The 12972-nt window shown below is 60.7% G+C and carries 10 protein-coding genes; 7 read left to right on the top strand and 3 right to left on the bottom strand.

Annotation, left to right across the window (positions count from 1 at the left end; translation table 11 throughout):
• The coding region (locus tag ACM62Q_RS08565) for a DNA gyrase C-terminal beta-propeller domain-containing protein (protein ID WP_415035562.1) at positions 1-522 on the top strand (522 nt) is incomplete at its 5' end.
• Complete coding sequence (locus ACM62Q_RS08570; protein ID WP_415035564.1) at positions 519-1361, top strand: class I SAM-dependent methyltransferase; 843 nt, start codon at positions 519-521, stop codon at positions 1359-1361. The genes ACM62Q_RS08565 and ACM62Q_RS08570, both read left to right, overlap by 4 nt.
• 65 nt (positions 1362-1426) lie before the next feature.
• Here ACM62Q_RS08570 and ACM62Q_RS08575 read toward each other — a convergent pair whose 3' ends face one another.
• The 3 genes from ACM62Q_RS08575 to purL form a co-directional block, all read right to left on the bottom strand.
• On the bottom strand, positions 1427-2182 hold the full coding sequence (locus ACM62Q_RS08575) for a uracil-DNA glycosylase family protein (RefSeq protein WP_415035566.1): 756 nt from the start codon (positions 2180-2182) through the stop codon (positions 1427-1429).
• Positions 2183-2262: 80 nt separating this feature from the next.
• Positions 2263-3024, bottom strand: coding sequence for a UPF0149 family protein (locus tag ACM62Q_RS08580; protein ID WP_415035568.1), 762 nt, complete (start codon positions 3022-3024; stop codon positions 2263-2265).
• Between the two features lie 30 nt (positions 3025-3054).
• Positions 3055-7029: a phosphoribosylformylglycinamidine synthase gene (gene purL, locus ACM62Q_RS08585; RefSeq protein ID WP_415035570.1), complete on the bottom strand. Its 3975-nt coding sequence runs from the start codon at positions 7027-7029 to the stop codon at positions 3055-3057.
• Between the two features lie 235 nt (positions 7030-7264).
• Between purL and ACM62Q_RS08590 the strand changes: the two genes are divergently transcribed.
• The 5 genes from ACM62Q_RS08590 (at position 7265) to siaD (ending at position 12955) form a co-directional block, all read left to right on the top strand.
• Complete coding sequence (locus ACM62Q_RS08590; RefSeq protein WP_415035572.1) at positions 7265-8878, top strand: methyl-accepting chemotaxis protein; 1614 nt, start codon at positions 7265-7267, stop codon at positions 8876-8878.
• Positions 8879-9123: 245 nt separating this feature from the next.
• Positions 9124-11175 (top strand): biofilm regulation protein phosphatase SiaA, encoded by a 2052-nt coding sequence (gene siaA / locus ACM62Q_RS08595; protein WP_415035574.1) that lies wholly within the window; start codon positions 9124-9126, stop codon positions 11173-11175.
• Between the two features lie 7 nt (positions 11176-11182).
• Positions 11183-11725, top strand: a complete 543-nt coding sequence (siaB, locus tag ACM62Q_RS08600; protein ID WP_415035576.1) for a biofilm regulation protein kinase SiaB — start codon at positions 11183-11185, stop codon at positions 11723-11725.
• 20 nt (positions 11726-11745) lie between these two features.
• A complete protein-coding gene (gene siaC / locus ACM62Q_RS08605) occupies positions 11746-12123 on the top strand; it encodes a biofilm regulation phosphoprotein SiaC (protein WP_415035578.1) in 378 nt (125 codons plus the stop codon).
• Positions 12116-12955, top strand: a complete 840-nt coding sequence (gene siaD / locus ACM62Q_RS08610; RefSeq protein ID WP_415035580.1) for a biofilm regulation diguanylate cyclase SiaD — start codon at positions 12116-12118, stop codon at positions 12953-12955. The genes siaC and siaD overlap by 8 nt, the downstream gene beginning before the upstream one ends.
• Positions 12956-12972: the final 17 nt, after the last annotated feature.

Consider the following 12972-nt stretch of genomic DNA (forward strand, 5'->3'; position numbering starts at 1 on the left):
CTGGACGACCGGGGCCGCGCCTACTCCATCTCCGCCGCCGATCTCCCCGGCGGCAAGGGCGACGGCGTGCCGGCCACCTCGCTGGCCGAGTTTCAAGAAGGCGGCAAACTGCTGCTGGCGCAGGCCGTCAGCGGGCAAAAAACCTATCTCGTCGCCGGTGCCGGCGGCTATGGATTTTTGGTCAAAGGCGAGGATTTGCTGTCGCGCGGCAAAGCCGGCAAAGCCTTCCTCAGCCTGGAGGCCGGCGAAAAACCGGCCGTTTTCCAGAGCGCACCGAACAGCGAAGAAATTGCCGTATTCACGCAAGACGGCCGGGCGCTGGTCTTCCCGCTCGCCGAATTGCGCCTGCTCGCCAAGGGGCGGGGCTTGAAACTGATTGCTGCCGAAGCGGCAAAAGCGGCGCTCACCCACATCGAAGCAGTGATCGACGGCAGCGCCGGCAAACTCAAGGGCGAACGCCTGGCGCTTTGCCGTGGCGCACGCGGCGGCAAAGGAAAGGCACTGAAAGCGGCGAAAAAATGACCGCCCCGCCCACCGCCCTGCTGCGTGTGCAAATCAGCGCCCAGACCCCGGAATATGCCGCCGCCGCTGAAGCGTTACGGCGCACACTGGCTGACGATTTGGCGGCCCTGCCCGCGCGCGCGGCGGTGCTCGATATTGGCGCGGGCGCTGATTTTGCCTTGGCTGACTTTGCCCTGGAATTTACGCCCGATGGGCTGCAATTACGCGCTCTGGCAGAGGGAGCGCCTGGCCCGCTGCGCGTCGATTTCATCGGCGGTGCCGCCGGTCACCGGCGTCAGTTCGGCGGCGGCAGCGGCCAGATGATCGCCCGCGCCGCTGGCCTGCAAGCCGGTGTGCGACCCCACATCCTGGACGCCACCGCCGGCCTGGGCGGCGATGCCTTCGTGCTGGCGCAACTGGGCTGCCCGCTCACCCTCATCGAGCGCCACCCCATCATCGCCGCCCTGCTCGCCGACGGCTTGGCGCGCGCCGCCCACCACCCGGAAACGGCCGCCAGCAGCGCGCGCATGCAACTCAGGCAAGGCAACGCCTGCGCCTTAATGCGCGAATGGACGCAAGATGCGCCGCAGGTGATTTACCTCGATCCGATGTTTCCGCACCGCAACAAAAGCGCCTTGGTCAAAAAAGAAATGCGCCTTTTGCGCCCCCTGGTCGGCGACGATGACGATGCCCCCGAGCTGCTCGCCGCCGCCCTGGCACTGGCCAGCCACCGCGTCGTCGTCAAACGCCCGCGCCCCGCCCCGGCCATCGCCGGCCCCGCCCCCAGCCACCGCCTGGAAGGCAAATCCAGCCGCTACGACATTTACGCAAAAAAGAGTTTGGCGGAAAAAACCCGCTGACTTTGGTGGAAAAAACCCACTGACCTGCCAAACAGCCCGACAGCCCCACCCGCGTGGGGTTTGTCTTACGCCCACACGCCCAGTTCGTACAGCTGCCGGGTTGCGGCGTCCGCCCAGCCACGGTTGGCAAGCGGGCTGGCGGGGCTGGGGTGGAGGATGCGGCCAAAGCTTACGCTGCGCCCGGCCAGGGCGGCGCGGGCGCGTTGTTCGGCCCAGACGCCGACGCCAATCAGCCATTCGGGTTGCAATGCATCGACCAGCGCGCGCAGATGCCTATCGCAGGCGGCTTCGAGCGGGGCGCGTTCCTTGGCGGGGAGTTTGTCCGGGGTGAGGTTGCGGCCCTGGTCGAAAAATACGAGGGGGCAGTAGTTGGCGACGAAATGTTCGGCAAAGAAATTTTCTGGCTGGCCAAAACGCGTCTGAAACAAACCCCACAAACGCTTGCCGCTGGCTTCAGAACGGGGGCAGGCAAAGCCTTCGACCGGGCGTTTCGGGTTGCTGTGCGGCGGCTGCCCCACCGGGCCGGACAAACCCAGCCAATCGCGCACGGCGGCAATTTCACCAAACGGCACGCCGGTTTGCGCCATGCCGAAAGGGCCGGGGTTCATGCCAAGAAAAACGATGCGCTTGCGGCCTGCGCCATAACGCTCGAGATAGGCACGATGCACCGACCAAGCGTAATCCAGCGGGTTATAGACGTGGCTGACCGGGGGTGAAAACTGCACATCAGCCAGTGCGGCAGACAAAACCTGCGCCGCATGGATCAAGCTGGCGGCGGTGGGAGCCGGGCGGGATGCGGTGGTTTCTGACTCTGTTTTCAAAGGTATTTCCACATCCGTTTTTCGCCCGCTTTAACCTATGTTTTTCTCTAACGATGGGCGGCCCGAAAAAAATACCGCACTCAGTTCAATTTTTCCGGGCTACCGCAGCATTGCTTGTATTTTTTACCGCTATCGCAAGGGCAGAGCTCGTTGCGCCCGATTTTTGGACCTGTGCGGCGCGAAGTTACAGGCATGCGCAGGGCGAACCAGAAATCGTATATATCTTGCACGGTGCGTTGCAGATTTTCTTTTCTGTCTTCAAGCAAACGCGCTTCTTCTTCCGGGCTCATCCACTTTTCACCCTGGCTCTTAGCTTCTTTTTTCAGAATGCCTGTGAGCAGATAAAAGGGCTCCAACAGTTCGGCCAATCTTTCCTCATGTTCGCCGGCAGCATCCGCCCAGGACTTCTGCCCCATATACACACCGTGCAGATAGGCTTCACACCACAATCCATAGCCGTAAAGCCCCTCCACTGCTACGGCTTCTTCCTCCCCTTCCCCAGCCTCCATGTCTTTCTCATCTTCTTCCGCGCCCTCAGGCTCTGTCTCAGGGTAGATGTATAAGGGAAAACCATGGTGCTTCAGCAAAGCTTCTGCGTGCTGGTTGTAGAAGCGGATGAGCAAATCGATCAGCTCGCGGGTTTCTGCTGCGGCGAGATTCTCGGCCATTTTGGAGCCCAGTACTTCCGGCAGCCATTGGGCTGGCGGAATGACCTCCGGGCCGCTGAGAATCGCGCAGAAAAAACCCTGGATTTCATCCAGAAACATGGATTCCTGAGCCCAAACACTGCTTTCCAGCAGGTTTTCCATGCGATCGAGCTCTTGGTTACTCAGTACGGACATCTTTTTTCCTCGGCGTATCGTTGAAAGCGCTTAGCCGACCCAGCGGCGAGCGTTGCGGAACATGCGCAGCCAGGGCGAATCCTCACCCCAGGCCGCCGGATGCCAGGACATCTGGACACTGCGGAAGACCCGCTCCGGATGCGGCATCATGGCGGTGAAACGCCCGTCTGCCGTGGTCACCGCCGTCAAACCGCCGGGCGAACCATTGGGGTTGTAGGGGTAGTTTTCCGTCGGCTGGCCGTGGTTATCGACAAAGCGTGCCGCCGCCAGACAAGCCTCGGCGTCTGCCGGGCAATCGAAAACCGCCCGCCCTTCGCCGTGCGAAACGACGATGGGAATTTGCGAGTCGGCCATGCCGGCAAAGAAAATCGACGGCGAATCAAGCAGCTCGACCGCCACGAAGCGCGCTTCGAACTGTTCCACCGCATTACGCCGAAACGCCGGCCAATGCTCGGCCCCCGGAATCAAGGATTTCAGGGCGCTCAGCATCTGGCAGCCGTTGCACACGCCGAGCGCGAAGGTGTCCGGGCGCTGGAAGAAAGCGGCAAATTCCTCGCGGCAGGCCGCATTCATCAAAATGGTTTTGGCCCACCCCTGCCCGGCCCCCAAAACGTCGCCATAAGAGAAACCGCCGCAGGCGGCAAAGCCCTTGAAATCGCGCAAACTGACGCGCCCGCTCAAGATGTCGCTCATCGGTACATCGACGGCGGTAAAGCCGGCGCGGTCAAACGCCGCCGCCATTTCGTAATGGCTGTTCACGCCTTGCTCGCGCAGAATCGCCACCTTGGGTCGGCCGCTGATTGCCGTATAAACGGCGCTGAAATCGTCTTGCGGATCAAAGCTCAGTTTCGGCTGCAAGCCGGGGTCGCTGGTGTCGAGAATGCGATCGAATTCTTGCTGCGCACACAGCGGATTGTCGCGCAGGGTTTGCATGCGGTAACTGGTTTCTGACCAGGCACGTTGCAGATCGACGCGTTTTTCGCGCAGCACGCGGCGTGCGTTGCGGGTGACGCGAATTTCATCCCATTCGTTGAGGTGGCCGACAAAATGGTAAGGCACGCCCTGAGCGCGCAGAATCGGCGTGACTTTTTCGCGATCGGCCCGGCGAATCTGGATCAAGGCACCCAGTTCTTCGTTGAACAAGGCCCGCACGATGTGCTCGAAATCGCGCCCGGCCATCAGCTCCGGGCGCTTTTCTGCGCCGTCGACATCGAGCGCGGCAGCATCAAAACACAGGCCGTCGAGATCGAGCGATACACCGCAGCGGCTGGCAAAGGCCATTTCGCAAGCGGCAACGAACAAACCGCCGTCCGAACGGTCGTGGTAAGCGAGCAGATGACCTTCCCGGTTGAGCGTTTGCACGGCAGCAAAAAAGCCGCGCAGCAAGGCCGGATCATCGACATCGGGCGCATCGTTGGCGGTGGCCTTATACACCTGCGCCAGCGCCGAGCCGCCCAGGCGGTTTTTGCCCAAATCGAGCAGGAGCAATTCGGTTTCGCCCTGGTCGGTGGCCAGCAGCGGGGTTTTCGTTTTGCGCACATCATCGACGGCGGCAAAAGAGGTCACGATCAAGGACAGCGGCGACACCACCTCTTTTTTCGCACCATTTTCATCCCAGGCGGTACGCATGGAGAGGGAATCCTTGCCCACCGGAATCGACACGCCGAGCGCTTTGCACAGTTCGCTAATGCCTTCCACCGTGGCATACAGGCGCGCATCTTCACCCGGCACGCCGCACGGTGCCATCCAGTTGGCCGACAGTTTGACCTTGCTCAGCGCGCCGACGTCGGCCGCGGCCAGATTGGTCAGCGCTTCGCCCACCGCCATGCGCCCCGAAGCTGGCGCATCGAGCACCGCCACCGGCGTGCGCTCACCCATGGCAAAGGCTTCGCCGAGATAGCCCTGGAAAGACATGGTGGTCACCGCCACATCGGCCACCGGCACCTGCCACGGCCCCACCATCTGGTCGCGCGCCGTCATGCCGCCGACGGAGCGGTCGCCAATCGAAATGAGGAAGGTTTTGTCGGCAATCGCCGGCAGTTTCAGCAAACGGTAAGCCGCTTCTTTCAACTCGATCGAGGCGACATCGAAAGGCACGAAGCTGTTCGGCAAACTCGTCACATCGCGCGTCATGCGCGGCGGCTTGCCGAGCAAGGCTTCCATTTCCATATCCACGGGATTGACGCCGAAATGACGGTCGGTGACGGTCAAATGACCATCGCCGGTCGCCTCGCCGACCACCGCGAAGGGGCAGCGCTCACGTTCGCAAAAAGCGCGGAATTCGGCCAGCCGGCTGGGTGGAATGGCCAGCACATAACGCTCTTGCGATTCATTCGACCAGATTTCTGCCGGCGACATGCCCGGTTCGAGGATCGGCACCGCGCGCAGTTCAAATTTTGCGCCGACACCACCGGAATGCGCCAGCTCCGGCAAGGCATTGGACACGCCTCCCGCGCCGACGTCGTGAATCGAAAGAATCGGATTACCGTCGCCCGGCGTCTGGCCATCGCCTTGCGGGCTGCCCATCTGCCAGCAGCGGTCGATGACTTCTTGCGCGCGCCGCTGGATTTCCGGGTTGCCGCGCTGCACCGAAGCAAAATCGAGGTCTTCGGCATTGACCCCGGCACTCATCGAGGAGGCCGCGCCGCCGCCCAGGCCAATCAACATCCCCGGCCCACCCAGCTGCACGAAAAGCGTGCCGACCGGGAATTTTTCCACCTTGAACGACTGCCCGGCCTGGATCGAGCCCAATCCGCCGGCGATCATGATCGGTTTGTGGTAGCCACGCACGTATTCCTGACCATTCACCGGCACATCGAGCTCGTAGGTGCGGAAATAGCCGGTCAGATTAGGGCGGCCGAATTCATTATTGAAGGCCGCCGCGCCAATCGGCCCCTCGAGCATGATGTCGAGCGCCGAAGCAATGCGCCCGGGGCGGCCGTAGGGGTTTTCCCAGGGCTGCACGGCTTGCGGCAGATGGAGATTGGAGACAGAAAAACCGCACAGACCGGCCTTGGGCTTGGAGCCGCGCCCGGTGGCCCCCTCATCGCGAATCTCTCCGCCGGAACCGGTAGAGGCTCCGGGAAAGGGCGAAATCGCGGTAGGGTGATTGTGCGTTTCCACCTTGGTCAAAATATGGGTCAGCTCTTCCGAGTAAGCAAAGACGCCGTCGCCCCTCGGGTAAAAACGCGCCACGCTGGCCCCGGCGATGATGGACGCATTATCGGCATAGGCCATGACCGTGCCTTCCGGGTGGGCGGCGTGGGTTTCGCGGATCATGCCGAACAAGGTTTTGTCCTTGACCTGGCCGTCGATCACCCAGGAGGCATTGAAAATTTTATGCCGGCAATGCTCGGAATTGGCCTGCGCGAACATCATCAGTTCGACATCGGTCGGATTACGCTGCGCCTGGTGGAAAATCTCGTGCAGGTAATCGATTTCGTCTTCCGACAGCGCCAGCCCCAGGCTGCTGTTGGCGGCGACCAGCGCCGAGCGCCCACCGGCCAGCACATCGATCGTCGCCAGAGGTTTGGGCGAAAAATGCCGAAACAATTCGCCAGCCGCCGCAAAATCCGCCAGCACGGACTCCGTCATACGGTCGTGCAGCAAACTGCCGGCCTGCTGGCGGGCGGCATCATCGAGCGTTTTGCCGGGCGAAAGTTCGAGACGGTAAGCCAAAACCCGCTCGATGCGCTCGATGGCGTCCTGCAAGCCGCAGTTATGCGCAATATCGGTTGCTTTGGAAGACCAGGGCGAAATCGTACCGATACGCGGCGTCACCAAAAACAGTTCACCGGCCACCGCCTCCGCCACCGTTTCCTCCAGCAAGGCCGCCAACTGCGTGCGCTCGTCCGCGTGCAAAGGCCGCTTCAAAGCCACCACATGCCAGTAATCAGCCCGCACCGCCGCCACCTGCGGCAGCGCCGCCTGCAAACGTTCAAGCAGGCCATGACGTCGAAACGCGGAAAAAGCGGCAGCGCCTTGCAAACACAGGATATCGGCCATAAGACTCGGAAAAATAGAGGAAATGGGAAAGGCGCGAATTATACCCGAGGGCAGATCAGGCTTCTGTAACGGGGCTTGGCTTCTTGGTGGGAGAAACGCATGTGCAACGCATTAAACATTCCGAAAACATTGCAAAAAAATACACATTTCATTAGGATTCGCTACTCTGATTAAATGCCAAAAAAAAAAAAATCACAACAACGATGCACAAACAACATTTTCGCAAGGGGTTTTCGTGAGTATTGCCAAACGTCTCATTCTGCTCATCCTGCTGGCCGTTTTTGGCCTGATCGGCTTGGGCGGATTCAGTCTGTACCAGATCGGGCGCATCAATCAGGGGGTCGAGGCGACCAACCAGGTCATCATTCCCGGCATTCTCAAACTGGAAGAGGCACAGGTGGCCTATTTGCGCGCCCGGCATTTTCTCTTGGGTTACCTGAGCGAGAGCGACGCCGAACGGCGCACCGATATCCTGAAATCTTTTGATGAGCGCATGTTGGCCATGAAAGCCGCGCTCGATGCCTACGGCGAGCTCGCCACCCACGATGCACGCGACCGCGAATTGCTCGCCAAAGATCAAGCCGCCGTCAAAGCTTACGACGATGTCGCCCAGCAGTTCAAAGCCGCCGCGCTGGCCGGCAATATCGACGAAGCGCTCAGAGTGTCACGCACTAACGCTGCGGCCATCAACGCCGTGCGCGAAACGCTCGACGCACACGCGGCCTATATCAAAGAGCAAGCAGAAATACTGGCCGGCGAGGCCAGCACCATCCATCGCCAGGCGGTGAGCTGGGTTAGCGGGGCCATCGTTTTGTTCGCGCTGCTCATCATCAGCCTGGGTTATCTCGCTTACCGCCATATTTCCGGCGGGCTGGACCGTATGGTGAATACCTTTGGCGAGATCGAACAGCACCTCGATTTCACCCAACGCCTGTCTTTACCCGGCAACGATGAGCTGGCCAAGGTCGCCCGCTCCTTCGATACCCTGCTCGAACGCCTGCAAACCAGTTTGCGCCAGATCACGGGACACGCCGAATCCGTCAGCGGCGCGGCACAGCGGGTGTCCACCGCAGCCCAGCAGATGTTTGGGGCTTCGCAAATGCAAAGCGAAGCCTCCTCCAGCATGGCCGCCGCTGTTGAAGAAATGACGGTAAGCGTCAATCACGTCGCCGATCGCGCCGAAGACACCCGACGTCTGGCCGGCAATGCCGCCGAAGTCGCCGACAAAGGCCAGCACATCATCGGCAGCACCGTGCAGGCGATCAACGGCATTGCCAGCAGCGTGCAAACTGCGGCGCAACAGCTGATCGAACTGGAGCAGCAAAGTGAGAAAATCAGCAATATCGTTTCCGTGATCAAGGAAATTGCCGACCAAACCAATCTACTTGCCCTCAACGCCGCCATTGAAGCCGCCCGCGCCGGCGAACAGGGGCGCGGTTTTGCCGTGGTGGCCGACGAGGTGCGCAAACTCGCCGAGCGTACCGGCCAATCCACGCAGGAAATTGCCGCCACCATTCAGTCCATGGTCAATGGCGCGCAAGCCGCGGTAGAACGCATCCACAGTGTCGAAGGCGCGGTAACCACCGGCGTGAACCACGCCGGAGATGCCAATTTGGCGATGCGGGAAATCGGCCAGGGGTCGGGCCAGACCATCGGTATGGTGGGCGACATTACCGATGCCATCCGCGAACAAGGCGTGGCCAGCACCGACATCGCCCAGCAGGTCGAGCGCATCGCGCAAATGGCCGAAGAAAACAGCGTCGCGGCGCAGTCGACTTCCGCCGTAGCGCAAGAAATGGGCAGCCTGGCCAAAGAACTGCACGCCATTGTGGCGCAGTATCGCGTCTGATTTTTCCGCTGCAAGTGCAAAGCAAAAAACCGGCGCTCGCCGGTTTTTTTTGCCAAGCTGCGTGCACAAACCCTCGCCCCGGCGCAGGGCAACTGATTCGCCACAGCTCTTCAGGCCGGACATTCACCCTTCGCGCCGCCCGGGAGGACAGGGTTTCAAACCGGAGCCCGGCGCAAACGAATTTGTAAGGAGCTTTTACACAAGAGTTACAATTCCCTACATTTTATTCAGTAGGAAAATCTGTAATGGCAACCTGGGGCTTGCGCGCCAAATCGATGCTGGCACTGTTGTTCGCCTGCCTGCTCGCCCTGATTCCTGCCGGCCTGGTCGGCTGGCAGATTCTCGATGGTGTGCGCGAGCATTTTGGCACGGCCTATCTGCGCAATTTCACCTTGTTGAAGCGTCAGCAAATTCTCGCCCCGGTCAGCCGCGAACTGACGCTTTCGCTGCGTCTGGCTGATTCGACGCTCACCCGGCAGTGGCTGCAAAATGAAAACGATGCCGCCCAGCGCGCGCTGTTTTTTAGCGAAGCCGAAGGATACCGGCGCGATTTCCGCAGCCAGACCTATTTCATCGTTCCGGCCAGCAGCGGCAACTACTATTTCGGCGACGGCAAGCGCGCCAGCGATACGCCCAGCTACCAGTTGCAGCCCGACAAAAAAAGCGACGCCTGGTTTTTCAATACCTTGCGTTTGTCCACTGCCTATGACATCAACGTCAATTATGACGAAAACCTCAAACTCACGCAGATCTGGTTCAACGCCCTCGTCCGCGACGGGGACAAGGTCCTCGGGCTGACGGGCGGCAGCCTGGACCTCACCGCCTTCATCGAGCAATTCATCATCACCCCGGAAGTCGGCCTGACACCGATGATCGTTTCCCGAAACGGTGCCATTCAGGCGCACCGTGACATTGCCTTGATTGCAACCAATCAGACCACCAACAGTTCTCTCGGCGAACTGCGCCCGGAACAAACCCTGGCCGGCCAGATCAAGCGCGCCGACGAGCGCGAGCGCTTGGCCAGCGCCCTGCGCCAAGCCGAAGAAAACACCGCTGAGGTCGTGATCCTGCCGCTGCATCTGGAGGGCAAAGCGCAGCTCATGGCGCTCGCCTACCTGCCCGAACTGCGCTGGCACATCGTCACCGCGATGGATTTACAAGCGGCCAAGATACTCGACCAGACCTGGGCGCGCAGCGGTCTGATCCTGCTCGTGCTACTGCTCACCACCCTGCTTTTGGCCTTTGGTTACGCCGTCGAGCGTTTGCTCCTGCGCCCTTTGAAGAAACTGCAGCAATCGGCCAGCGCCATTGCCCAAGGCGATTACGACACGCCGCTACCGGTGGCCCGCCGCGACGAAATGGGCGATTTGAGCCAAGCTTTCGGGCGCATGGCGCAGCAAATCCGCGAGCACACAAACGAGCTGGAAAACAAGGTCGCCACCCGCACCCAGGCGCTGGCCGAGGCTAATCAAGCCATGCAGCGCGCGCATCGGCAAATCCGCGATTCGATCGATTACGCCAGCCTCATCCAGCGCACCATCCTGCCGCAGCGCCAGTTACAACAAACGCTGGCCCATGCGCATTGCGTGCTGTGGCAGCCGCGCGATGTGGTGGGCGGCGATTTTTATGTTTTCCGCGAAGACAGCAACGGCTATCTGCTGGGCGTGATCGACTGCGCCGGCCACGGCGTGCCGGGTGCCATGATGACCATGCTCGCCCGCGCCGCTTTTGATCAGGCCATTGCCCGCTGCGGCCTGGACCGCCCGGCGGCGATTTTGCAGGAAGCCGACCAGCACATGCGCGCCATGCTGCAAGCCTGTGAATTGCCGCGTGCCATTGCCACCAACCTCGATGCCGGGCTGGTGTTTGTCGACACGGCCCAGCGCAGTTTGCGTTTTTCCGGCGCAAAAATTGCCCTCTACTGGAGCGATGGCGAAGACAACGGGGAGCTACCCGCCAACCGCCGCGCGATTGGCGAACCCCGCGCCGGCCATTACACCGACCAGACGATCGCGCTGCGCCCGCACACCACCTACACCTTGTCGACCGACGGTTTCCTCGATCAAGCCGGCGGCGACAAGGGCTATGGTTTTGGCAAACGCCGCTTCGCTGAATTGCTGCGTGCCAATGCCCGCCGCCCGCTGCACGAACACGCCGCCGCTTTTGCCCAGGCGCTGGCCGATTACCAGGGTAACTACCCGCAACGTGACGACATCACGGTGCTATCCTTTTGCTTCGATCACGCCGTCGATCAAGGCATCCACCCAAACCCAGCAAATCCAACAAACCCAGCATAGGCCCATCATGGGAAACATCGATCTTTTTGAACTGCGCCAACACTTCAACCAAAGCCGCATTCTGCTCTGCTTCAACGGCCCGATTTCCCGCAGCCTGATCGAGGAAATCGGCAGCGCGCTAAAAAATTACCTGCACGCCGAACACGCCCAGGTTTCTGCGGCCATGGACGTTTTCAGTGTGTATATCGAAATGACGCAGAACATTCGCCACTATGCGCAAGCGCACGGCTACGACGAACTCGCCGGCTCGGCCACCGTCGTCGTCGCGCGCGATGCTGAAAACCGCTATCTGGTGCAAGCCGGCAACATGGTCGAGCGCGACGACGGCGAACGCCTGCTGGAGCGTGTCAAGCACTTGGCCACCCTGACCCCCGCCGAACTCAAGGCTGCCTATAAAACCCAGTTGCGCCTGCCGCGCTCGGAAGATGCCGTGACCGGTGCCGGGCTCGGCCTCATCGATATCGCCCGCAAATCCACGGCACCGCTCTCCGCCAGCCTTTCCCCGCTCGATCCGGCGCATGTTTTTTTCAGCCTGCGCGCCACGATTTAACCTCAACTATTAAAACAACCATGAACGATTTCGACATCCCCGGCAGCCAATCCACTCCCAGCGTCCACAGCAATTTTGCCCAGGGGCGGCTGAGCATGCAGGGCGACTCCTACCCGGAAAATTCTTTCGAATTTTTCACGAACATCATCGCCTGGATCGAAAACTTCCTCGCCCAAGAAACCACCCCGCTCACGCTGGAGCTTGGCCTGATCTACATGAATACCAGCTCGGTCAAGGCCATGATGGATATTTTCGACCTGCTCGAAGAGGCGCATCAGGCTGGGCGAGCCGTGCGCGTTGATTGGGGCTACGATCCACAAAATGAGCGGGTGCGCGAATTGGCCGAAGAATTCCGCGAGGATTACACCTTCCCTTTCGAGATCACCGCCCATGCCTGAAGCCCTGCCGCAAAAGCACAGCGAAGCCGAGGATGGTCTCGAGCAAAAGGCCGCGCCGCCCCCTTGGGCGCGCTTTTCTACCCTGCTTGAAGACCCCGCGCACGCCGCCAATCCCTTGCGCGAACCCTTCGCTGAATTACTGGCGCTGTACACCAAACAGCAGGAAAAACAGAGCAAACTGCTCTGCATTTCAGACGGTTACCACGATCTTTCCCGCGCTCAGAACAGCAGCCTGCACGCCCAATACGACCGGCAACTGCGCCGCCTGCAAAAAATCGCCCGCATTTCGGATCGTTACCAGCACAGTTTGCACGAATTGAGCAGCGCACTCGAAGAAGCCGCGCTGACCGACCCACTCACCGGCCTGCACAATCGCCGCTACTTGATGGAGCGCCTGAAAAAAGAAACGCAGCGCAGCAACCGCAAGGCAGATGCCTTTTCGCTCGCCATTCTCGACGTCGACCATTTCAAGTCGATCAACGACCGCTTCAGCCATGAAGCCGGTGATTTCGCCCTCTGCCAGATTGCTACCGCCATTCAGGGCAGCATCCGGGAATACGATATTTGCGGGCGCTGGGGCGGCGAAGAATTCCTCATCCTGCTCCCCGACACCTCTCTGACGGAAGCGCTGCAGGTTTGCGAGCGCATCCGGCATGACATTGCCCAGTTGCACCTGGCTCTTCTCGAGCCCATGGAACTGCCTCACCTCACGGCCAGCATCGGCCTAGCCATGCAGCGCCCGGAGGAAAACTATTCCACCACGCTGGATCGCGCCGATAGCGCCCTGCACGCGGCCAAACGCCAGGGGCGAAACCGGGTTGAATTCGCTTAAACTCCCTGGCGCCAAGG

The organism is Azonexus sp., assembly GCF_047638095.1.
In the GTDB taxonomy this organism is placed as follows: Bacteria; Pseudomonadota; Gammaproteobacteria; order Burkholderiales; family Rhodocyclaceae; genus Azonexus.